The sequence below is a fragment of the Hungatella sp. SB206 genome, assembly GCF_051132295.1.
GTDB classification, from domain to species: domain Bacteria; phylum Bacillota; class Clostridia; order Lachnospirales; family Lachnospiraceae; genus Hungatella; species Hungatella effluvii.
Map to the genome: position 1 here is coordinate 6407568 of NZ_CP096603.1, position 21627 is coordinate 6429194.

Annotated in this window: 20 protein-coding genes and 2 pseudogenes; 2 read left to right on the forward strand and 20 right to left on the reverse strand. The window is 52.7% G+C overall.

The annotated features are described in order from the left end of the window. Nucleotides 1-21: 21 nt before the first annotated feature. From M1L66_RS28440 to M1L66_RS28470, 7 genes are all read right to left on the reverse strand, one after another. Nucleotides 22-1893: an AAA family ATPase gene (locus M1L66_RS28440; protein ID WP_003500134.1), complete on the reverse strand. Its 1872-nt coding sequence runs from the start codon at nt 1891-1893 to the stop codon at nt 22-24. Next, the gene (gene mobQ / locus M1L66_RS28445; protein ID WP_003500136.1) at nt 1890-3386 is read right to left on the reverse strand and encodes a MobQ family relaxase; all 1497 of its coding nucleotides are present in this window, start codon (nt 3384-3386) and stop codon (nt 1890-1892) included. Before mobQ ends, M1L66_RS28440 begins: the two co-directional genes overlap by 4 nt. Continuing rightward, nucleotides 3352-3711 carry a DUF3847 domain-containing protein gene (locus M1L66_RS28450; protein WP_003500140.1) on the reverse strand — a complete coding sequence of 120 codons (360 nt, stop codon included), beginning with the start codon at nt 3709-3711 and terminating at the stop codon, nt 3352-3354. The genes mobQ and M1L66_RS28450 overlap by 35 nt, the downstream gene beginning before the upstream one ends. A 550-nt stretch (nt 3712-4261) precedes the next feature. After that, nucleotides 4262-5374 carry a peptide-methionine (R)-S-oxide reductase MsrB gene (msrB, locus tag M1L66_RS28455; protein ID WP_003500142.1) on the reverse strand — a complete coding sequence of 371 codons (1113 nt, stop codon included), beginning with the start codon at nt 5372-5374 and terminating at the stop codon, nt 4262-4264. Between the two features lie 37 nt (nt 5375-5411). Next, nucleotides 5412-6482 (reverse strand): TlpA disulfide reductase family protein, encoded by a 1071-nt coding sequence (locus tag M1L66_RS28460; RefSeq protein WP_412329716.1) that lies wholly within the window; start codon nt 6480-6482, stop codon nt 5412-5414. After that, entirely contained in the window at nt 6395-7312 is a 918-nt protein-coding gene (locus M1L66_RS28465; protein ID WP_003500144.1) for a 4Fe-4S binding protein, read from the reverse strand. The genes M1L66_RS28460 and M1L66_RS28465 overlap by 88 nt, the downstream gene beginning before the upstream one ends. Further along, nucleotides 7296-7448 (reverse strand): CD1871A family CXXC motif-containing protein, encoded by a 153-nt coding sequence (locus tag M1L66_RS28470; protein ID WP_003500145.1) that lies wholly within the window; start codon nt 7446-7448, stop codon nt 7296-7298. The genes M1L66_RS28465 and M1L66_RS28470 overlap by 17 nt, the downstream gene beginning before the upstream one ends. 138 nt (nt 7449-7586) lie before the next feature. Between M1L66_RS28470 and M1L66_RS28475 the strand changes: the two genes are divergently transcribed. Continuing rightward, nucleotides 7587-8264, forward strand: coding sequence for a response regulator transcription factor (locus M1L66_RS28475; RefSeq protein WP_003500146.1), 678 nt, complete (start codon nt 7587-7589; stop codon nt 8262-8264). Then, nucleotides 8261-9412, forward strand: a complete 1152-nt coding sequence (locus M1L66_RS28480) for a sensor histidine kinase (protein ID WP_003500147.1) — start codon at nt 8261-8263, stop codon at nt 9410-9412. Before M1L66_RS28475 ends, M1L66_RS28480 begins: the two co-directional genes overlap by 4 nt. A 144-nt stretch (nt 9413-9556) precedes the next feature. Here M1L66_RS28480 and M1L66_RS28485 read toward each other — a convergent pair. From M1L66_RS28485 to M1L66_RS28545, 13 genes and pseudogenes are all read right to left on the reverse strand, one after another. Further along, nucleotides 9557-9652: pseudogene (locus M1L66_RS28485) on the reverse strand (Type 1 glutamine amidotransferase-like domain-containing protein); the annotation flags it as partial. A gap of 132 nt (nt 9653-9784) precedes the next feature. Next, nucleotides 9785-10130 (reverse strand): annotated as a pseudogene (locus M1L66_RS28490) (TnpV protein). Further along, nucleotides 10127-13120, reverse strand: a complete 2994-nt coding sequence (locus M1L66_RS28495; protein ID WP_270279616.1) for a DUF4368 domain-containing protein — start codon at nt 13118-13120, stop codon at nt 10127-10129. The pseudogene M1L66_RS28490 and the gene M1L66_RS28495 overlap by 4 nt, the downstream one beginning before the upstream one ends. Beyond that, a complete protein-coding gene (locus tag M1L66_RS28500; protein WP_002570938.1) occupies nt 13117-13617 on the reverse strand; it encodes a PcfB family protein in 501 nt (166 codons plus the stop codon). Before M1L66_RS28500 ends, M1L66_RS28495 begins: the two co-directional genes overlap by 4 nt. An 89-nt stretch (nt 13618-13706) precedes the next feature. Then, nucleotides 13707-14444 carry a BRO family protein gene (locus M1L66_RS28505; RefSeq protein ID WP_434688992.1) on the reverse strand — a complete coding sequence of 246 codons (738 nt, stop codon included), beginning with the start codon at nt 14442-14444 and terminating at the stop codon, nt 13707-13709. Nucleotides 14445-14493: 49 nt separating this feature from the next. Next, complete coding sequence (locus tag M1L66_RS28510) at nt 14494-15372, reverse strand: DUF6017 domain-containing protein (RefSeq protein ID WP_006771838.1); 879 nt, start codon at nt 15370-15372, stop codon at nt 14494-14496. Nucleotides 15373-15441: 69 nt separating this feature from the next. Continuing rightward, nucleotides 15442-15633, reverse strand: coding sequence for a hypothetical protein (locus M1L66_RS28515; RefSeq protein ID WP_432762375.1), 192 nt, complete (start codon nt 15631-15633; stop codon nt 15442-15444). A gap of 26 nt (nt 15634-15659) precedes the next feature. Continuing rightward, nucleotides 15660-15935 (reverse strand): DUF5720 family protein, encoded by a 276-nt coding sequence (locus tag M1L66_RS28520; protein WP_002570942.1) that lies wholly within the window; start codon nt 15933-15935, stop codon nt 15660-15662. Nucleotides 15936-15949: 14 nt separating this feature from the next. Continuing rightward, on the reverse strand, nt 15950-16918 hold the full coding sequence (locus M1L66_RS28525) for a ParB/RepB/Spo0J family partition protein (RefSeq protein ID WP_002570943.1): 969 nt from the start codon (nt 16916-16918) through the stop codon (nt 15950-15952). After that, nucleotides 16875-17696, reverse strand: a complete 822-nt coding sequence (locus M1L66_RS28530) for a ParA family protein (protein WP_002570944.1) — start codon at nt 17694-17696, stop codon at nt 16875-16877. Before M1L66_RS28530 ends, M1L66_RS28525 begins: the two co-directional genes overlap by 44 nt. A 476-nt stretch (nt 17697-18172) precedes the next feature. After that, a complete protein-coding gene (gene rpsI, locus M1L66_RS28535) occupies nt 18173-18565 on the reverse strand; it encodes a 30S ribosomal protein S9 (RefSeq protein ID WP_006771840.1) in 393 nt (130 codons plus the stop codon). A gap of 27 nt (nt 18566-18592) precedes the next feature. Continuing rightward, on the reverse strand, nt 18593-19027 hold the full coding sequence (gene rplM / locus M1L66_RS28540; RefSeq protein WP_434688995.1) for a 50S ribosomal protein L13: 435 nt from the start codon (nt 19025-19027) through the stop codon (nt 18593-18595). 302 nt (nt 19028-19329) lie between these two features. Beyond that, a complete protein-coding gene (locus M1L66_RS28545; RefSeq protein ID WP_434688996.1) occupies nt 19330-21327 on the reverse strand; it encodes a KUP/HAK/KT family potassium transporter in 1998 nt (665 codons plus the stop codon). Nucleotides 21328-21627: the final 300 nt, after the last annotated feature.

The window sequence follows — 21627 nt, forward strand, 5'->3', positions numbered from 1 at the left end:
ACGCTTGCCGTGTTCCTGTTGTCAATCTCGGAGATAGCAGACCCATGCTGTGCCGTCTTTCTCGGTCACAAGTCTGTCCCCGATACGGCTCTTTGCCGTTCTCATGGTGCGTGAGGAAATCCCACGCTCATTGACTGCCTTTTCCAGCTCTGCGCTCGGCATACGCTTTCCATCTGCCAGCAGTTCCAGAATGAGCATTTGCGCCTGTGCGGTCTTGCTTTCGGTCTTGGCGGTGTCTGTCCCGGCAAGAAGCTCGTCAGCGGTAATGTCATAAGCTCCTATCCATTCAAAGCCTTTCTCGTCTCCCAGAGAAAAGGCAAGGGACTGTCCGGGCGGCGCAAGGGAGCTTTTCTCATGGATAAGCACCCTTGTTGTGGGACTGTCTTTCAGCTTGCCAATAAACAGCAGACTGCGGACTGCCGCCGTAATGTCGATAGACCCCAATCCTCGGTAAGTGCTTTGCGTTCCTGTGGCTTTGTTGAGGTGTCCGATCAGCACGATAGCGCACCCGGTAGCCTGTGCAATGTCTCCCAGACTGCGGAATATTGGGCGCACCTCGTTTGCTCTGTTCATGTCCACATCTGCGCCCAGAAACGCCTGTACCGGGTCAATGATAACCAGCCTTGCGTTGTTCTCACGGATTGCCCTTGCTATGCGCTCATCGGCAAGGGTCAGCGGCGTGTCTCTATCGTCAATGACAAGCACTCTTTCAAGGTCTGCGTTTGCTTCCATCAGCCGGGGCTTAACAGTATCGCCCAGACCGTCCTCGGCGGTCTGATAGATGATATTGAAAGGCTCAAGGGTCTCCATACCGGGCAAGGGCTTTCGATTGGTGCAAGCCGCCGCAAGACGCATGGCAAAGTAGGTCTTGCCCTCGCCGGGGTTGCCCTGTATGATCGTCAGCTTTCCAAAGGGGATATACGGAAACCATAGCCAATCCACGCTCGTCAGCTCCACATCTGCCATACGGAGCATGGGGACAGGCTGGGCGGTGGGCAGCTCTCGCAGCGTGATTGTCTCGGCTATGAATTTGCGGCTGGGAATATCCCCTTGCTGACGGAGAACATCGTTCCAGTCTTTCCTTGCCGGGACAAGGCGAATGACGGCGATCTCGCTGGGAATGTCCTGCGCCAGTCGGGAGCAGGCTTCACTTCCTGCGGTGTCGCTGTCAAGGCAGAGGAATACTTTTCGGGCGTCCTTGCGTTCAGAAAGAAAACGGTCAAGGGCTTTGCCCGAAACGCCGCCCAGGGCAAGATAGCTCCTTGTCTGCCAGTCCTGCGGATAAAGGCAGATGAACGATAACAGGTCAATCGGTGCTTCAAAGACAAAGAGCTGGTTGCCGTTTCCCTCATAGCGGAACGGATAGGACTTGTCAGACCCGGCAATGTCCTGTCTGAATGGGTCTGCCGTTCCTCGCACATGGGCGTATCTCGGCGTACCGCTTCGGTCTCTGCCGACAAACACAACATTGTGCCGCTTTGCGTCCTCGTAAATATCCCCAGAAAGAAGAAAAGCCTCAACAAGCGTTTTGTTGAGACCTCGGCTTTCGCAAAGATATTGAATTGCTCTGTCGGCTGTTCTGTTGTGCAAGGGCAAGTGAAACGCTGTGGGCGGTGTTGTGCTGGCTTCGGTCTGCCCCTCGCCGCTTTCGCCGGTCAGGAGCTGGACGGCTTCGGGAAAGGACTTTCCGTAAAACTCCATGACAAAATCAATGGGATAGCCGCCCTTGCTCTGGCTGTGGCGAAACCACTTGTTTCCCCGGACGGTCAAGCTGTCATGTTCTTTCCAGCGGTATTCCCGTCCGCTTTTGATTAGTGTCTCTCCCTGTGTACGGAGAAAATCTTCCAGACTGACGGCATTTGCCCGGTCAATCTGTGCTTGGGTGTAATTCATCGGGATAGTTCCTCCTTTTTCTGTCGTGTTTGGGGTCGATTTTGGAGCATTTGTTCCTCTGTACGCTCGTTAAATCGGGCGGCAGTATCTACGCATGACTTGACCCTCCAAAGGCGGTGTAAATCGTCTCTGACAGTCTTAAACTCGCCGTAGGTGGTTTCATGCGCCTGTTCCAAAGCGTCATACTCTGCGGACAGCTTTTTCATATCCACCTTGCCGTCCGAGAACTCCTCGGTCAGCTTGCGTCTGGCGGCGTAGAACTGTTTCAGTTCCGCTTCATGCTCTGCCTTGTACTTGGCTCTGGGCTTTTCAAACTTGATTTTCTGCAAGCCGTCATAGACAGGCTTCAGGCTTCGGAAAGCAGCGGAGCTGTCATAGAGCTGCTTAATCGCTTTCATTCGGGCGGTCTGTTCGCCCAGCGTTTTCTTCAAGCTCTCCGTGGTGGCGTTGTGTTCGTTGACACGGTGTTCCAAATCTTCAAGGGTGTAAATGCCGTTTGCCCGGAGATAATTGAAAGTCTCGTTCATCTCCTTTAGGTTGCTGACCTTGCCTTTCTGCGAATACGCCCCGGCGTTGCGCTGGCTGTAATAGGCGTTCAGCAGAGAAACAAGGTCGGGGGATTGCGGTTTGGACAGCTCGGCTTTTGCTTCGGCAATCCAATCAAACAGGAGAGTGATTTTCTTCTTGATGTCCCGGATAACGGCATTGGTCGCTCTGATCCAGCGATTGAACTCGCCTTTCTCGGTGCGTATGCCTTTCTTCTCCATTGCCCGGACGGTTGCGCCCTCATGGACGGTGGGAAGAAGCTCCACGCCCTGACGCTCATAGCTTCGGTGGTCGATACGAACGTCAAGCCCCTTTTCCGCAAACTTGGCGTTGCATAGCTCCGCCCATGTCTGCCGCCAGTATTCCAGCGTTTCGGGACTGCCCCAGTCGGTAGTGGGAACGGCGTTGAACACAAACTTTCCGTCTGCGTCCCGGATACGGTTGCCGTCCTCGTCCAGCTCATACACCCGGCGTTGCTTTAGTCCCCATTTGCCGTCCTGCTCAATGGGACGGATAGGACAAAGCACATGGAAGTGTGGGTTTGGTATGCCGCCGTCCTCCCGGTCTGGCTGGTGTACGGCGAAGTCAACCACCATGCCACGGCTCACAAAGTTCTCCAACAAAAATTGCCTTGCAAGAGCGATGTTTTCCTCAAGGGAAAATTCATTCTGCAAGGCAATGTCAAAGCTGTATGCAAGCTGGGCGTTCTTTCCACGCTCGGCTTTTTCCACGGCGTTCCATAGCGTCTGGCGGTCTGTGTATTCGGGCGGTGCATGGGACGGCAGGAGAATATCGGAGCAGATCACGCCGCCCTTGCGGGTGTAGTCGCTGTATTCGCCGTAATACTCGCTATACAAGCGTTCCCCGGCTCGGTATGCGGCAGAAGCAATAGCGGACTGTCCTGCGCTGCGCTTAGTCTGCGTGACGCTCAGATGAAATAGTGCCATCGGCTTTCAACTCCTTTTCTCTGTTTGCTTGGCTGATGTGGGTAATCGCCATGTGACGGACGGCTCGCTGGACTTCGGACAGGGAAAAGATGTGTTCCATCAGCTCTGTCATTTCGGTGCGTGTGAGATCTTTGACCTCCGGGGCAAGGCTCTCAATCGTGCCGCCCAGATTGCAAAGGCGGTGTGTGCGCTTGGTGCGTTCACCTTTCTCCAGATACTTCTTTCTATTCTCCAGACGCTCCAGCTTGTGCTGTTCCTGTGCAAGCTGCGTCTCGGCTCGTTCCTTTTCGGCTCGGAGCTGGTCGAGGGTTTTCGGTTTTGTCATTGGGATTGACCTCCTTTTTTGATTTTGGGGATAAAAAAAGACCGTCAACTTTTCGCATAGTGCGACCAGTCAACGGTCTGATTTTCGGTATTTATTTTTTCAAACTTGCTGGCGGCGAACAGCATTTTATGCTGTTTGCGGACGGCAAGTCCACAGGGGATAGCTGCTTTAGCGGCGCAAGGGGGTGTAGCCACCTTGACGGAGCGAAGTGACGAAACATTCTCGGTCATGCAGTTTCTTTCTGCTGACAGAGAATGAAGCTCCGCAGGACGCACAATACTCTCGACAAGAGAGTATAGAAGTGCGCCCTTTAGTTCCTAAAGGGATTTTATCAGTTCGACAAACTTGAATTTTCTAATTAGTCTTTGCAAATAACCTTTAAACCTTCACAATCAATTACAATTCCCTGACAAGTCTTGGGCTTTGATTTAGGGTTATAAAATGCACTCTCAATACGCTTTTCGTCCAAATAATCCACGTATTTCTGGCTGTACATAGGTTCTTCACGAATTTGTAGCCGTTTTGTATCCAGCCATTGTATTTTGTGAACTCATTCCTCGAACAGATACAGAAGATATCCGTAACCCTCTGCTTCCATCTTTGCGTAAGGCACAAAGCGCAGGGCCGCACTGTTGATGCAGTAGCGCACGCCATTTGGGGACTCCGGATCGCCGGTGAACACATGACCAAGGTGAGAATCTCCGGCACGGCTTCTGACCTCTGTGCGGCGCATGCCGTGGCTCAGGTCCTCCAGTTCCACCACGGCAGGCTCTTCAATGGGCTTTGTGAAAGCCGGCCAGCCGCAGCCGCTCTCGTACTTATCCGTGGAGGAAAAGAGCGGTTCGCCGGTGACGATATCCACATAGATGCCCTTCTCGAACTGATCCCAGAACTCATTGCTGAATGGACGTTCCGTGCCGTTCTCCTGGGTGATGCGGTACTGCTCCTCCGTCAGTTTGTCCCGAATGGACTCTGCTGCGGGCTTTTGGTAGTCGCCTGGATCGATGCGAAGCTTGGAGAACAGCTCCATCTCCGCCCGCGGGATGTGGCAGTAGCCGTTCGGGTTCTTTTCGAGGTAGTTCTGGTGGTACTCCTCGGCAGGGTAGTAGTTCTTGAGTGGGCCGATCTCCACGAAGAACTTTTCACTGCGTCCCCGCTCGATCTCCGCAATGCGCTCCACCGTTTCCTTCGCGCTTTCGTTGGTGTAATAGACACCGGTCTGATACTGGCTGCCCCGGTCGTTGCCCTGCCGGTTCTCCACCGTGGGGTCGATCACATAGAAGTAGGCCAGCAGCAGGGCGTCGAGACTCACCTGTCCGGGGTCATACTCCACCCGCACGGCCTCCCGAAAGCCGGTCTCACCCTTGCAGACGGTCTTGTAATCGGCGTCCGCCTCGCAGGTGCCGTTGGCATAGCCGCTCTCGGCATCGATGACGCCGGGGATGGACTGCATCAGCTGTTCCATGCCCCAGAAGCAGCCGCCCGCCAGATAGATGACATTTTCCGTGGTATCCATATACATGCTTCCTTCACCGGACATATCAGAGGGCTGTCCGGTCCTTTCCTTCTCGTCCGTTTTCTGCGGAATATTTTTCTGCCCGGCAGTGCAGCCGCTCAGCAGCAGTACCGCGGTGAGCAGAAGCGGCAATACTCTCCGATACATGGTGTTTCCCTCCATTCTGAGATGATAAATTCGTTTGTCAGCCCATATCGGCGGCAAGAGCCTGGTCGATGAGCTTTTGCAGCGTCTCCGCCTGCTTCTTTTCCGTGATGGCGCCTACGATGGGGTCGCCCACAATATTGCCGCTGCGGTCGACCACATAGGTGGTGGGATAGGCAAAGATGTTGGTGGTAAACTTTCCCGCCTCACCATCTGAGTCAAAATACACATTCTGATAGGTGGCGTCCTTCTTGGCCAGTACATCTTTTGCTTCGGAAATTGCCGCTTCATCGCCATCCAATGTGAAGGTGTTGACACCGATGAGTGCGCCGCCCTTCTTCGCAAGCTCCTTGTTCAGCGCGTCCAGCTCGGAAAGCTCGCCCACGCAGGGATTGCAGGTGGTAAACCAGAAATTCACTACGGTGACGGCGTTGCCGGAGAACAGCTCGTCGCTCTTCACCGTGTTGCCGTCCAGGTCTTTCCCCTCAAAGGCGGGGAACTTCTGCATACTGCCCTGCTCGGCCATCTTGTCCGCGCCGCTCTGATCGGACGGCATACTCATATCATCGCCCGCGGGCATACTCATATCGCCGTCCATGGATTTCTGCATGATCTCGGGATACTTCTCTTCCAACTCGGTCAGCTTGTTTTCAATATTGCTGATCTCCGTGGCTGACTCCTTCAGCCACTCATACTCCTTGTCGGCGAACTGCTCTTTCGCGGTCTCGATGGTATCCAGCAGGAAGTCGCCGTAGTTTTTCCCGTCCTCGACCATGGCCATGCCCTTGTCGGCCTCCATAAAGACCTTTTCCCACAGCTCGGTATTTTCCGACAGGATCGCGTTCTCCCGCTCCAGCAGCTCCTTGTGCAGGCTGAGCGCCTCCTCGGCGTTTTTCGGCTCGCCGGTCATGGCGGAGCCGTTGCCGCTCATGTCACCCATCTTGTCATTGTTCTTCATGCCGCAGGCCGCCAGGGCCAGCACCATCAGCACGGCAAAAGCCAGTGCAAAAATTCTCTTCATGTTCATTTTGATTCCTCCATCGTTGTTTTCTTTGGTGTTTCTTTCCCGTTGCCGAAGCCGTAACGGAAGCACACGGCGTTCGTCGGACAAGCGCGGACGCACATTCCGCAGCGGATGCACTCGGTGTGGTTGGGCGTTTTCGTCACATCCACATCCATCTTGCAGGCTCTGGCACACTTTCCACAGGAGACGCACTTACTCTTGTCCACCTTCATCTGGAAGAGGGACACCCGGTTGAACAGCGCATAGAACGCGCCCAGTGGGCAGAGCCACTTGCAAAACGGCCGGTAGAACAGTACGCTCAACACGATCACCGACAGCAGGATGCTGAACTTCCATGTAAACAGCTTGCCCAGCGCCGCCCGGATGCCGGAATTGGCAAGGGACAGCGGGATGGCTCCCTCCAGCACGCCCTGCGGGCAGAGGTATTTACAGAAGAACGGGTCGCCCATGGCTACATCATTTACAAGGAACGCCGGCAGCAGGAAAACCATCACCAGCAGTACGGCGTACTTGAAGTATCGCAGGGGCTTGAGTTTCTTTGTGGAGAGCTTCTTCGTGGGGATTTTGTGCAGCAGCTCCTGAAACCAGCCAAAGGGGCACAGAAAACCGCAGATGAAGCGTCCCAGCAGGACTCCCAGCAAAATGAGGAAACCTGTGATATAATAGGAGAAGCTGAACTTGGATGAGCCCACCACTGCCTGAAACGCCCCGATGGGACAGGCACCGGAGGCCGCTGGGCAGGAGTAGCAGTTCAGCCCCGGCACGCAGACGGTTTTCCCTGCGCCCTGATACAGGCCTCCTTTGAGAAAGTTCGGCAGGTGCAGGTTGGTCAATAAGGCTGCCCCTGCCTGTATCCAACTCCGAAAGCGGGACAGGAGTTGTGACGCGCCCGAAAATTTTTTACCCAATGCCCACACACTCCAGACATAATTTAATCGCTTTGCTCAGCACCGTCGCCGCCTCACCGCGCCATACGCCGAAGCACAACATGGCGATACCCACAACCAGCAACAAGGCCTGCGCCGCCGTTTTTTTTACATGGCTCAATTCCATCACCCTTTCACTTTTTCTGCTACCATCATAACGCAAGAGAGTTAAAGTCCTTGTTAAGAACGAAAATTTAATGCAAACTTTATCTGGGTTTGCTATAATTAAAAACAACATGAAAATGAATAAAGAAGGAGGGCTCTTATGCACCTTTTAGTAATTGAAGATGAACGCGCCCTGTGCGAAACCATCGTCCGCAGCCTGCGACGCCAGGCATACAGCGTGGACTGCTGCTACGACGGGGAGAAGGCGGTGGAGCTTCTGGGCGTGGAGCGCTACGATCTGGTACTGCTGGATCTGAACCTGCCGGGGAAGGACGGCATGACAGTGCTGCGCACCCTGCGGCAGACCGACCGGGAGACAAAAGTACTGATCCTCTCCGCCCGGGGTGAGGTGGAGGACAAGGTGGAGGGACTGGACGCGGGAGCCAACGACTATCTGGCAAAGCCCTTTCATCTTGCCGAACTGGAGGCTCGCATTCGCAGCCTGACCCTGCGGCAGTTCACCCAGCAGGATGTGCTGCTGATCTGCGGTGAGCTGACCTTTGACACCCGCTCCCGTACCGCCGCCGTCAACGGGCAGACGCTGACGCTCACCCGCAAGGAAACAGGGATACTTGAATACCTGATGGTGCATCAGGGGCGGCCCGTGAGCCAGGAGGAGCTGATGGATCACGTTTGGGACAACAGCGTGGACAGCTTCAGCAATTCCATTCGCGTCCACATCTCCGCCCTGCGCAAAAAGCTCCGCGCCGCGCTGGGTTATGATCCCATCCGCAACCGCATCGGCGAGGGCTATCTGATGGGGGGCGAGGAAGCATGAAGCATCTTTCCTTGCAATGGCGCATCACCCTGATGACCGTCCTGCTCATCGGTGCCACCTGCGTAATCATGAATCTGCTGCTCTGCTCCTCCGGCGTGTACTATATGGACACCATTGCGGACAGCTTACAGGGCGGCAGCACGGTAATCCTGAATGAGGGCGAAGCGGCGAGCTTTGACCCGCAGCTCATAGCGCCCGACGAGGAGCTGACCATCGTCATCGATGGGGCGCAGGGGCGCTTCCGCACCACCAACTGGTACATCACGGCTGCGGTAACGCTGCTCAGCGGCATTCTGACCTATTTTGTCAGCGGACGTGCGCTCAAGCCCCTGCGCAGTTTTGCCTCGCAGGTGGAGCAGGTGCAGCTGAACAATCTTGCCGATATGAGGATCGATGAAGACGTCATTCCAGAATTTCAGCAGCTGAGCCGCTCGTTCAACCAGATGCTGGAGCGGCTGAACAATGCCTTTGCCGCCCAGCGGCAGTTCACCGGCAACGCGGCCCACGAACTGCGCACGCCACTGGCACTAATGCAGGCGCAGTTGGAGCTGTTTTCCGCGGAGCATCCTGATGTGCGACCGGAGACGGCGGAGTTCCTCACGCTTTTGCGTGAGCAGACGGAACGGCTGATACAGCTGACCAGGACACTGCTGGAGATGAGCAATCTGCGGCAGGTGGCGCGGAACGAGCGGATCCAGCTCGCTCCCATGATTGAGGAGATCTTCACAGATCTTGCGCCGCTCTCAGATAAGCTCGGCGTCACGCTGACGGCGGAGGGCGACGGCATTATGACCGGCAGCGATGCACTGATCTACCGGCTGATCTTCAACCTGACGGAGAATGCTGTCAAGTACAACCGGCCGGGCGGCTCGGTGCGGGTCTGTGTCACACAGGAAACGGAAAAACTCCTGATTCGCGTTTCCGATACCGGCTGCGGCATTCCGGAGAAGTATCAGCAGAGCATCTTCCAGCCCTTTTTCCGGGTGGATAAGTCCCGCAGCCGCGAGTACGGCGGTGCGGGACTGGGGCTCTCGCTGGTATGGGAGATCGCCGACCTCCACGGCGGCTCCGTTTGGGTGGAGGAAAGTTCCGAGAAGGGCACTACCATTGCGGTGGGGGTGCCAACGCAACAATCAACGAAGCCCTAAAACCCTTTTATTCGTTTTTCGCCGCTTCGCTCGCCGCGCTGCGGCGTTCCTCTCTGTATGGGGCGGTCAGCCGGAAAGAGAAGCGTCCCTTTTCAATCTCAAATTCCTTGCAGCCCGTGTCCGGGTCTACGTCCGTCAGCTTGCAGACGGCGTGGGAATGAATGCGACTTTCTTGTTATCAATTTCTTCTTTTATCAAACTTCCTACACTTGAAAAGTGCGAACATAAAAACAGCTTCATCCATATTCTCCTTTATAAATTTGTTGCTCAATTTCGTGTTCAAATTATACCATAAAACTTGTGAACAATTCTACCTCAACTTTTGTGAGATATGAGAAAAGTCCGAACAGTTTTCTGCCCGGACTTCCTCGCTCAATCATAAATCAATTCCGCTTTCACAACTTCCTCTGCCTGTGCCTTGCAAGCGTTCATCTGCCGTACCCACTCCATCTGATTTTCGGCTTTCAGCTGTTCGGTCACGCCGTTTTGCTCTGCCAGTGACCGCACGATCAGCTCTATTCGGTTTCGTGCCGCTTCGTCAATCTCGGCGCAATGCTCAAAAAGCTTATCTGATAACACCAGCTCATTGAACAGTATCGGACGGTGCATTTTCCAGATACGCCTTGCGAAGTCTGCCGTAGTGTCCGAGGGGCTTGGTCTTGCGGATAACGATGTTCGGGATAAGGTAATCTCCGTTCTGTGTGTAAGTGATATTCATGCTGTTTGTACTCCTTTCATCGGCTCTCTCTGCGGTAAACTGCTGACAGGGACGAACACTCCCTTTGCAATGTCCTCCGCACGAATGGCGGCTTTCTTGGCTTCGATTTCCGCCTTTTTCCGCTTCTTGATTTTGTCCTCGTATCGCTTCTGCGCTCCGCTGGCTTTCCGCTTCAAGTAGTTCTGATGAAGCCTGTCCTTGCGTTCCTCACGCTTGCGGATTTCCTCTAATTCTTCCGGGGTCAGCTCAACTTCTCCAAACGCCGGGGGAACAAATCGCCCGACAAAATTGAAGTAAATCTCGACCTCCTGTGTGGTCTGTATACTGCCTTTGCGGTCACGCTCATGCACAAGGATTTTCTCGATAAACTCGTTGAGCATGGCAATGGTCAGCTTGTCGAAGTTCTCATATTTGTCAATCAGAGCGATAAAACGGTCAGCGTCCTTTTCATGCTTCTCATAGCTCTTGACTGCCTTTTCCAGAACAGAGATTTCAGCGGTAAGCTCGGTCTGTTCCTTTTCGTATTGAGCGTCCAGAGTGGCGTATCTGCTGTCGGACAGCTTGCCTAAAATGTTATCCTCATAGATTTTGCAGAGCAGGACTTCCAGCTCGGAAACTCTCTGCTTTGCTGTGGCAAGGCGTGTCCGCTGTTTCCTGACCTCTGTGGTCTGCTGGCTGGACTGCGCTTCCTGCACCACACGGACAAACTCGGCTCTGTCATGCTTCGCATACTCGGCAATGGCTTTCAGCATTTCAGAGACAAGGGACAGTACCACATCTTCATTGATACGGTGCTGGGTCTTGCAGAGCGTTCCGCAAGGAACTTTGGTGTACTGTGAGCAGGTGTATTGAGAAATGCGCTTGCCGTTATTGGTGCGGTGGACATACATCTTGCCGCCGCAATCGGCACAATAGAGCAAGCCCGTGAGGGGAGCTGCTTCGCCCCAGCCGTCCGGGTAGCGTCTGACATTCCCACGGATTTTCTGCACAAGGTCAAAGGTCTGCTGGTCAATGATAGGATCATGGGTATTCTCGAAAATTGTCCATTCGTCCTCCGGAACATAATGGCTTTTCTTGTCCTTGAAGTGCTTTCGGGTCTTGAAGTTGATGGTGTGTCCCAGATACTCACGCTTTTCAAGAATGTTGCAGATGGTGGAAGAACCCCAACCGTACACATCTTTGAAAGTCTTGTTTTTGTTCACGCCCTCGCCGTGCCGGGCAAGGTAAGCGGACGGAATGAGGACTTTTTCTTCTTTCAGCTTGCTGGCGATCTGATACGGACCGTAGCCGTCAATCGTCATGGAAAAGATGCGCTTGACCACCTCTGCGGCTTCGGGGTCAACCAGCCATTGGTCTCTGGCTTCGTTCCAGAGATAGCCGTAAATGACCGTGCCTGTGAGGTGCTTGCCGGACTTGCCTTTGGACTGGAAAGTGGAACGGATTTTACGGCTGGTGTCTCTGGCATAATACTCGTTCATGATGTTGCGGAAAGGGGTAAAATCATCGTCCCCTCTGGCACTGTCCACGCCGTCATTGATGGCGATAAGGCGAACGCCACGCTGACGCAGGATTTCCATAATCTGACCGACTTTCAGATAGTCACGACCCATGCGGCTCATGTCCTTGATACACAGGTACTCCACATTCCCGGCTTCCACTTCTTTCATCATTGCCAAAAATCCGGGACGGTCAAAGCAAGTACCACTAATGCCATCGTCCGTGAAATGGACAATGTTTGTAAAGCCCTGCCGGGCGGCGAACTCTTCCAACATAGCTTTTTGATTGGAAATGGAATTGCTCTCACGCTGTTGGTCATCATCTTTGCCAAAGTCATCACGGCTCAATCGTTCGTACAGAGCTGTGATTTTCTCGTTTTTTCTCATAGCTTGCGCTCCTTTCTTCGGTTTTAGGTTGTGTGTTCTAAGAGACTTCCCAACCGATTGATTAAGAAGTCTTTTAGAGCATACAACACCAGCTGCCAGCTTGTACTTTTTGTACTGGCGGACAGCGAAATGGTTGGGCTTCTCTGCCTCCAGCGCGTCAAACATCAGGTCAACGGGGTTTTTGAACTCCTCGTCATCCTCCCGGACCTCCATCGCATTGATGAACTCGATGAGGGTGGAAAAATTCTGTTCCTCCACCGGGGCCTCATAGTGGATATACCCGATAAGGGCGCAGTACAAAAGCGTTTCCGCCTTGACCCAGAAATCGTCCCCGGCCTTGCCCTCGCCCTTGGTATTGGCGATCAGCGTGGTGACCAGCTTCAAGATGTCCTTCTCCGAGTGGATGTAGGCAAAGGGGTTATAGTGCATGGACTTCTTGAAGTTAATGGTGTTGAGGACTTTGATCCGGTACGGCTCATAGATGACCTTGCCGTGCTTATCCTTCATGGGTTTGCCGTCCTTGCCCAGCTTGGAGGTGCCTCGCTGGAGCATTTTGCCGCACTCCACCAGGATGGTGCCTTTGGGGTCTGTGACCACATAAGAGCTGTGCATCTGCATCAGGTTCGGTTTCAGCCAGAACCGGGTCTTACCGGAACCGGAGCCGCCAATCACCAGCACATTTTTGTTTCTGGCAGTCTTGGGGTCTTTGGGACGGCTGTTCATAGTCAGGCTCTCGGTTTTCGTCAGAATCACATTGTTCTGGAACACCGGGTCGATGTAAGGAGCGATGTCCTCATGGGTTCCCCAGCGGGCAGAACCATACTCCATGCCGTGGCGATACTTTTTGGCGTTCTTGCTCTTGAGATAGACCGCCAGCCGCAGGCCAGCACCACAGCACAGACCCACCAGTAAATCCAGCGGGTGCAGGCTGGGCCACCAGCTTGCCAGCGCCACCGGCAGCGTGGAGAAGAACGAGAGCATTTTTGCCGAAGCGTCCGCGCCCTGCGCCCTGCGCCATCCTTCTCCGAAGTTGGTGGCAAACAGTCCCATCAGAATATACGGCAGGTTCAAAATCAGGAGCTTTTTGATGTCAAGCTGCTTTTTCATCGTTCCAGCTCCTTTCGCCTGGTGCGATCCACCACGGCATTTTTGACCAGCTCTTTGAACTGGTTCAGCTTTGCCAGCACAGACGGACGCTCTGTTTTCTCTGCTTTTTTCACTTTTTTGCCGGTGTACTCAGTAAAGGCGGCGGTCAGCGCATCCGCATCCCGACCTTTGAAAAAGATCAGGTACTTGGGCGGGGAGGTGCTGCGGTCTTTTTTCACCGCATAATCCACACCGTATTTCCGGGCAATCTTTTCAAACTCCTTGATGGAGGGGTCGGTGATCTCAATGTTGGATACGCCCTGATTCTGCCCTACAAGCTGCTTGACCGTCTGCTTGCCCTGGGGTTTGACTGGGATTTCCCGTTTTCGCTGCTTATTCAGCTTCTTTTCCTTGCAGTGGGCAAGGTATTTACAAATGGCGGCCTTAAACAGCCGCCCGGTGAACTTTGTGCCGTTGACTACCAGCGTTAAAGTCCTGTTTTCCACTTCTTCCTGCATGGGATAACGCCTCCTTTCCGCAGATTTTGCAGGGATGGGTCAGAAAATTTAAGGCGGAACCACCAGCCGCCGCAGAAGATACCGCATCATCATATCATCAGCAGGATGCTGTCCCGCAGCTGGGCAAAAAAGAGCTTGCCCTGGGGCGTTACCAGTGTATAGGAGCCGGTATGCCCATGATTGCAGTAGTCCTTAACGGTAAACAGGCCGTCGTTGGCAGGCTTTGCATAAGGCAGCACATTCCCGGACGGGGCGCGGTACACAAACCGCTGTTCCAGCAGGAATCGGACAAACCGGCGCTCCGGCACAACCAGTTCTTTGGCGGTGGTGCGGAGGTTGGTGCTGTGCTTGAGGTCGATAAACAGGTCATAAAAGGCTGCCTTGCCCTCCAGCATGGCGTTTTCTTTCCGCAGCACCGCATTTTCCTCGCGCTCGGCCAGCAGGTCGGAACAGAGTTTCATCATGGCTTCCGGGGAAGTGGCAACCTCCCACAGCTTTTCTCTGGTGATGTAAGCCCCGTGTTTTCGGATAGAGGGCAGCACCTCATCAAATACCCAGCGTTCAAACCGTTCCGCAGAGGGCAGCTTGCTGTGAACGATTAGGCGGTACACATCGCCTTCGGGAATAAATTTCATTCGCTGAATACCGCCGTTAGAAGGGGGCGGTAAAACGCAGACCCCTTTGCAGTGGGCTGTGATGGCATCAGCGGTACGTTGGTATCCAAGTGCTTTCGCAATATCCTTTCCGCAAAACAGCACTTTGCCGTCCTGCTCAAAAGTGCGGATACTGCCGAACTCCTGATTGCTGAAAATTTCCATCTGATTCATAGCGTAACCTCCTGTAAAAGACATTGTTGTGGGATGAAAAAAGACGGCCTTACCAGCCGCCTGCGTTCATATCGTGATTGACCTGTGAAGTGTAGTGGTTGCTGATGGTGGTGGGAGCGTTAAACAGCACCGTCAGCAGGTATTGCTTCATGTTGCGGACTTCGGTGGTGTTTTTCTGCAAGCTGTCCATGACAAACCGGATATGTTCGCTGTCCAGCTTCAAAAAACGGGAGCGCACCACCTCATGGGGAAAGTCGCTGCCAGCGATCCGGGTGGTTTTGCGTCTGGCACAGACGGTTTCCACCATCAGCTCCACGATCTCGTCCAAATCCTCCCGATAGGTAGCAAACTCCCTGCACAGGTAGTCATACTCAATGTTCTCTAAAATCAAATCCCGATAATTTTCTATCTCGGAGACTGACATCGCATCCCTTCCTTTCCGTTCCGGCAGTCTTGCCGCCGTTTTCTCCCGGAAGGGAATAGAATCGATACTTGATCCATCTGTTATTATTTTTTGAGTATTGGATTTCTCTATATTTAATTCTGCGGGCTTTTCCGTATCCGGTTTCTCCATATCCGGGTTTTCCGTATCTGGTGAAGCCGTATCCGGCTGGGGCGTATCCGGGTTCTTCGGCTGCGGTTGCTCATAGATGACATACTCGGTGTCGCTGATCCGGCCCTGCCGATCCCGCAGTTGATGGCGTACAATGTACCCGGCAGTTTCCAGCTCCCGCAGCGCGCCGCCGATAGCGTCCACGCCCTCCTTGCAGATTTTCGCAAGCCCTCTGGTGGTGTAGTTCCAGTCCTCCGGCAAGGACAGCATCATGGAAAGCAGCCCCTTGGCCTTGAGGGACAGCTTCCCGTTGCGTAAATGATGGTTGCTCATCACGGTATAATCTCTGGTTCGTTCAATACGAAATATGGCCATTGACCTCACTCCTTCCAAATTTCTCAGGGTATGAAAAACGCCACACTCCTGTAAAAAGAATTGTGGCGGTCACGATTTCTGTTCTTTTTTCCTGCGCCGGTAGGGGCGCTTAGGCATGGGCGGTTTATCCAGCAGGCTATTCCTCTGTGAAAACGGGAGCGTCTGGAAAATGCGGTCAATGTCGGCGGTTTCCATATCATGCTGGGAACGACAATCCTCCCGGATTGCTTCCCGGATTTCCTTTACAGTGCACATTTCAATCCTTTCCTTTCGCAGTAATGGCTTGTTTATGAGTGGCGGCGGTGCTTGTCCGGCTTAAAATCGAGGATGTGTCCCTCGATGATACGGGCGTGCCGCCTGATTTTGATTTCCCGGCGCTTCTGGCTTACGAGGGCGGCCTGATAGCCGTCCTCCGTAAGAAACAGCCGCATTTCATCACCGGGACTGCCGTAGGCGCAGGAACGCAGGACAGAAAACTCAATCATCCGGCGAGTGTTATCCTGAAAACGCTCCACGGCAAGAATGTTATGTCCTTTCAGCTCACGGGCTGAAATATCCCTCATAGGCTGCTCCTTTCTCAGCGTTCATGCTGTTGCTGGCGTTTTTTCTGCCACTGTTCCAGCAGCTTGATAATGGTTTCCTGCATCCTGGCCGGAGTATAACTCTTGGGAAAATACTTCCGCAAAGTGTCCGAAGTGAATGTCACCTTGTCCAGATCGCTTTTCTTTTCCTCGCCCATAATGGCCCGCATCACATCAATGGATAAACGCCCCTCTTGGCTGAACTTCTTGAGCCGCTGGGCCTGGGAGAGAGAGGGGGTGGCCTGTTCGCTGTCCATCGCGTCCAAAAGCTGGATCTGTTCCTCTTTTTTGAGGAAAGACAGCTCGTAGGCCGGATTAAAGGCGATTTTCTTTTCATCCACCATATCCAACAGTTCGGGAATTAGCTCGGTTAATCGGATATAACGCATGATCTGAATGCCACTTTTCTCACCAGCATCTTTGGCCACCTTGTCACGGGCACTCAACTTCTGTTCGACTTGAACAGAAGTAAGGTCTGTTCTTGCTCCCTGATGTTTGATGGCCTCTAACTTCATGCGATAAGCCCATGCTTTTTCACTGGGCATAACTTTCTCGCGCTGGATATTGGCATCTACCATCTCTATAACCGCTTCTTCATCGGTCATATCCCTGATAATGACTGGCATATCCTCCAAACCTGCCAACTCGCTGGCTCGGTGGCGGCGATGGCCAGAAATAATCTCATAGCCACCATCCGGGTCAGGGCGCACAAGGCCAGGCGCACGAACACCGCGCTTTTTAACACTATCCAGCGTTTCCTGCATCTTGGGGTCATCATCCTTGAAACGGTAAGGCTGACCTGTAAATGGCACCTCGGTCTGCATAGCTGGATACCCTTTAAAGTAGTGCAATTGTGTAAGGGGGATACGGACAACTCTCTCTTCGTCGGCTTCCTGACGTTCCTGCTCCGTGGTAAAAAGATCATCTACCGATGCCAGCTCTACTTTTTTCGCGCTGCTTTTCAAGTTTCGTCACCTCCTGCGTCAGATTTTTGTAGCTCTCAGCCACCTTGCCGCCAGGGTCATGGGCAAAAATGCTCTTGCCCTCGGCGCTGATTTCCTTTGCCCTAACAGAATGGGGAATCTCGGTGGCGAACACCTTGATTTTGCTGCCGTAGGTCTCCCGCAGCAGGGCGGCGATCTCCTTGGCAAAGTTGGTGCGGTTGTCCACCATCGTCAGCAGGATGCCGTCAATCTGGAGTTTGGGGTTAATCTGTCGCTTCACCTTATTTACTGTTTGGAGCAGCTGTTCTAATCCTTTTGCGGGCAGATACTCAGCCTGGACGGGAATTATGACCCTATTGGCGGCTGCCAGCGCATTGACCGTGAGCATACCCAGGGAGGGCTGACAATCAATCAGGATATGGGAATACTGTCCCTTTACGGTGTCCAGGTATTGCCGCAGGATAGTCTCGCGGCTCATGGCGTTCACCAGAGAAACCTCCATGCCGGAGAGCTGAATGTCAGCAGGCATCAGGTCAACGCCTTCCGGGTGGTGCAGGATGCCCTCACCGGGTCGCAGCGGCTCGTCCATCAGGATGCGTCCCATCGCGTCGGAAAGGGTAAAGGGTAGCTTGTCCGGTTGGGGATAACCCAGGCTGATGGTCAGGCTGCCTTGCGGGTCTCCGTCGATCAGCAGGACTTTCTTCCCAGCCTGCGCCAAACCGATTCCAAGATTGGCACAGGTTGTGGTTTTGCCAACGCCGCCCTTCTGGTTGGCGATGGCGATGATTTGCGTGTTCATTGACTTCACCTCATTTCTGATTGTTGCTGTTGCTTCTGGAAATAGAAAAAGCCGCCACTCCAAAATTAAAAGTGAAGTGACGGCTCTTTCTATCGCCGGAATACGAGTTCTTGAAATGAAAAAACACCCAGTCATTTTACACTGAGTGCTGTATCAAATTCATATTCAATTATCCAAATTAGGTCAAGCTATGCCAAACTGCCACAGCCCAAAACAAAGGGAAGGAGAGCTGAAAAGCGCCCCAAAAACACCGCAAAAATCAGCTCTCGGTTGTCCTATAATTTAACCACTAACCCCTTTTTTTACCCCCATTTTTGCCGGTTGTCCTATATTTAACCACGGAAAATTGGGTGAAAACGGCTCTCGTTTTACCAAATTTAGTCAAACTATATTAGCCCGTTTAGATATAGTAAAACCCCGGAAAACCTTGATTTTCCGGGGTTTTTGAACCATTTTGATACGGTTTGAACAGCAGATTATCTCTTGCTGAACTGAGGTGCTCTACGAGCTGCCTTGAGACCGTACTTCTTTCTCTCTTTCATTCTTGGGTCTCTGGTTAAATAGCCAGCTTTCTTGAGGATCGGACGGTAATCAGCGTCTGCCTGAAGAAGAGCCCTTGCGATTCCGTGTCTTACAGCACCTGCCTGTCCTGTAAAACCACCACCATGAACGTTAACCAGTACGTCAAACTTATCGTTGGTCTCTGTAGCAACTAACGGCTGACGAACAACAACTTTTAATGTTTCAAGACCGAAGTACTCATCGATATCTCTCTTATTAACTGTGATCTTACCTGTACCCGGTACTAAATATACTCTGGCGATAGATTTTTTTCTTCTGCCTGTTCCATAAAATTTTGCATTAGCCATGATAACTTCCTCCTTTCAGTACCTTAATTAAAATTTGATTTCTAAAACTTCTGGTTTCTGAGCCGCATTATCATGTTCCGATCCAGCGTAAACGTGAAGTTTTGTCATCATGCTTCTTCCTAAAGGTCCTTTCGGAAGCATACCTTTAACTGCTAATTCCATAACCTTCTCCGGCTTCTTAGCCATCATTTCTCTTAAGGTTGTTTCCTTCATTCCGCCTACATAATCAGAGTGATTGTAGTAAATCTTCTGGTCTAACTTCTTTCCAGATACGTTCACCTTATCTGCATTTACGATAATTACATAATCGCCGCAATCCATGTGTGGTGTGAAAATCGGTTTATTCTTTCCTCTTAATACTTTAGCCACTTCTGAAGCCAAGCGTCCTAATGTATGTCCTGTAGCGTCAACTACGTACCATTTTCTCTCAATTGTTGCTGGACTAGCCATAAAAGTTTTCATTGGTTAACCTCCTGTTAAATTGCTGTTATTATTAAAACTATATCGTAAAACGCTCACTCCGGGGCATTGGCATAAGCATTTTCGTCTAACGTCACAGTTATACATTATATTACATTCAGCCGGGTGTGTCAACCTCTTTTTCCCATAAAATCAAGGTTTTTTCGATGTTTTTTACAAAAGTTTTTCACCTGTGCGGTTGGGGGCTGCCCCGGCATACATCCTGCCACAGGCTCCTGCCGGAACAGTCCCAACCGCACAAGCAGAATTTTTTTTCGTATGGAACAGTTCAGATTCGCCGTCTGTCATACCCTCGTAAGATGACTTACCGGCTTCATCTGGATAAAGAGCGGAACATACTCGATGATCAGGGACGAATTCTCCAGTCCGTACCACCGGTCCGGTGTGCCTGCGAAATGGCGGATCGTGTATTTCAGCGATATGGCCGCCCGTTTAAAGGGACCGATATCGCTTTCCGGAACCAGAAGCTTCCGGATCATACAGAATTTAAATGTCCCCACGACGCCCGGCTCATAGATGGAATACCGGCGCTTCTGAGACGGCAGCTCCCCACTCTTCACCATCTCGTCCACGATTTGCCTCAAGTAGACATTCACCCTCTGATTTTCCCGAAAGCCCAGCTTAAGCTGCACACGGAACATGTAATTTGTCCCCATGCTGTCCACGCTGTATTCCCGGGTATAGGGCTCATCCGTGACGGTAATGCCCACAAACCAGTATGCATTGGCACGCTTTGGCTTCTTGTCAAAGATGGAATACAGAATGTCTCTGTCCAGCTTATTTTTGTCACTGTCCTTTGTAATGAAGACCAGATTGTCGGCCAGCAGCTCCTGGGAACTGTCATTTTTTAATTTTTCCAGCTGGGTCAGATACTTCCGCAGGGGCAGGAGCACCGCCTGGGAAGACTCAATGCCGGTCCCCTCATGCCATACGACCATGATCCCAAACAGAATCAAAGCCATAAAGAGCGCCACGTATCCCCCATGGCTGAACTTACTTAAGCTGGATAGGAAAAAACTCCCCTCCAGACCGCCGAAGAAGGCCAGGAAAAGGAAAGGCACCACAGCCAGTTTCTTCACCTTCCGCAGATAGAGAAAGAGCAGCACCGTTGTCATCAGCATGGTCAGCGTAATCGCCAGCCCGTAAGCCGCTTCCATATGGGCGCTGGTCTGAAACAGAAGAACCACTCCGGTACAGGCAAACCACAGCACCTGATTCACCAGCGGAATGTAAATCTGCCCTTTTCGCTGGGAAGGGTATGTAATCTGCATATGAGGCATTAAATCCAGCCGGCTCGCCTCCGATACCAGCGTAAAGGAACCGGATATAAGCGCCTGGGACGCGATAATCGCAGCAGCCGCGCCGAGGACCACGGCAAAGGGCCGGATTCCTTCCGGCAGCATCTGAAAAAATGGATTCATATCCGGTATCGCCGCCAGCGCCCCATTGGATTTACAGGCCATCAGCCAGGCCCCCTGCCCGAGATAATTGATAATCAGGCAGATCTTGACGAAAGGCCAGCTCAGGAAAATATTGTTCTTTCCCACGTGCCCCATATCCGAGTACAGCGCCTCCGCGCCGGTTGTCGCCAGAAACACGCTGCCTAAGATCATTATCCCGGCATCATTGGCCGGACTGGTCAGAATCTTCACCGCGTAGACCGGATTAAAGGCTTTCAGTACCGCCACATTCCCGCCTATGTTCCCCAGCCCTGCCGCGGCCAGAAACAGAAACCAGACTGCCATGACAGGGCCGAAGGCCCTTCCGATGGAACTGGTGCCCGCTCTCTGAACCAGGAACAGCAGCGCAATAATTGTAATCGTTATAATAATGATCTTATTCTGCCCGTCTCCCAGCAGCTCACTCATGGAAGAGATGCTTCTAAGACCCTCGATCGCCGTCGTCACCGTCACTGCCGGTGTCATCACACCATCCGCCAGCAGGGCCGCTCCGCCAATCATGGCCGGAAAGATGAGCCATTTTCCAAAATGCTTTACCAGACTGTACAGGGAGAAGATACCGCCCTCACCGTGGTTATCCGCCTGCATGGCCACCACCACATATTTCATCGTCGTCAGCAGGGTGATGGTCCAGATGACCAGGGAGAGCGCGCCTAAGATCAGTTCGTCGCTGACTCCTCCCAATCCCCCGTTGCCGGCCACAATTGACTTCATTACGTACATGGGAGACGTCCCGATATCCCCGTACACCACCCCCATCGTGATCAATACAGCACCAGCGCTCGTCGGTATCTCATGTGTCTTTGTTCTGTCCGCCGTCATATCAAAACCTCTTTTTCGGCAGCGCCCTTATCTCCCTGCGCATTCAAGGCCCGCCGCAGAATATTCATTTGCACGAAAAAAGACGGCTGTATCACAACCGTCCCGGCATTCCTGCCATGGAGATTTTAGCAAGTATATCAAAAACCTCCGCCGTATACAAGTAACAATTCCGTTAAAAATCAGGTCTCCTCCCCGCTCTTTCCCCAGACTCGCGCGTCGTGGGTCACATACCATCCGTCCTTCTCGTCCGAAGGCCAGAACACGTAATAGCCGTATGCCTTGCCCGCTTCGATCCGCCCA

Bases quoted from the DNA above. Each gene is read 5' to 3' on its own strand.
- M1L66_RS28440 (WP_003500134.1), bottom strand. From the start codon at position 1,893: ATGAATTACACCCAAGCACAGATTGACCGGGCAAATGCCGTCAGTCTG.
- M1L66_RS28545 (WP_434688996.1), bottom strand. From the start codon at position 21,327: ATGACGGCGGACAGAACAAAGACACATGAGATACCGACGAGCGCTGGT.
- msrB (WP_003500142.1), bottom strand. From the start codon at position 5,374: ATGTATCGGAGAGTATTGCCGCTTCTGCTCACCGCGGTACTGCTGCTG.
- M1L66_RS28480 (WP_003500147.1), top strand. From the start codon at position 8,261: ATGAAGCATCTTTCCTTGCAATGGCGCATCACCCTGATGACCGTCCTG.
- M1L66_RS28530 (WP_002570944.1), bottom strand. From the start codon at position 17,696: ATGAACACGCAAATCATCGCCATCGCCAACCAGAAGGGCGGCGTTGGC.
- mobQ (WP_003500136.1), bottom strand. From the start codon at position 3,386: ATGGCACTATTTCATCTGAGCGTCACGCAGACTAAGCGCAGCGCAGGA.
- M1L66_RS28475 (WP_003500146.1), top strand. From the start codon at position 7,587: ATGCACCTTTTAGTAATTGAAGATGAACGCGCCCTGTGCGAAACCATC.
- rpsI (WP_006771840.1), bottom strand. From the start codon at position 18,565: ATGGCTAATGCAAAATTTTATGGAACAGGCAGAAGAAAAAAATCTATC.
- M1L66_RS28450 (WP_003500140.1), bottom strand. From the start codon at position 3,711: ATGACAAAACCGAAAACCCTCGACCAGCTCCGAGCCGAAAAGGAACGA.
- M1L66_RS28500 (WP_002570938.1), bottom strand. From the start codon at position 13,617: ATGCAGGAAGAAGTGGAAAACAGGACTTTAACGCTGGTAGTCAACGGC.
- rplM (WP_434688995.1), bottom strand. From the start codon at position 19,027: ATGAAAACTTTTATGGCTAGTCCAGCAACAATTGAGAGAAAATGGTAC.
- M1L66_RS28510 (WP_006771838.1), bottom strand. From the start codon at position 15,372: ATGGCCATATTTCGTATTGAACGAACCAGAGATTATACCGTGATGAGC.
- M1L66_RS28505 (WP_434688992.1), bottom strand. From the start codon at position 14,444: ATGAATCAGATGGAAATTTTCAGCAATCAGGAGTTCGGCAGTATCCGC.
- M1L66_RS28470 (WP_003500145.1), bottom strand. From the start codon at position 7,448: ATGGAATTGAGCCATGTAAAAAAAACGGCGGCGCAGGCCTTGTTGCTG.
- M1L66_RS28520 (WP_002570942.1), bottom strand. From the start codon at position 15,935: ATGAGGGATATTTCAGCCCGTGAGCTGAAAGGACATAACATTCTTGCC.
- M1L66_RS28495 (WP_270279616.1), bottom strand. From the start codon at position 13,120: ATGAAAAAGCAGCTTGACATCAAAAAGCTCCTGATTTTGAACCTGCCG.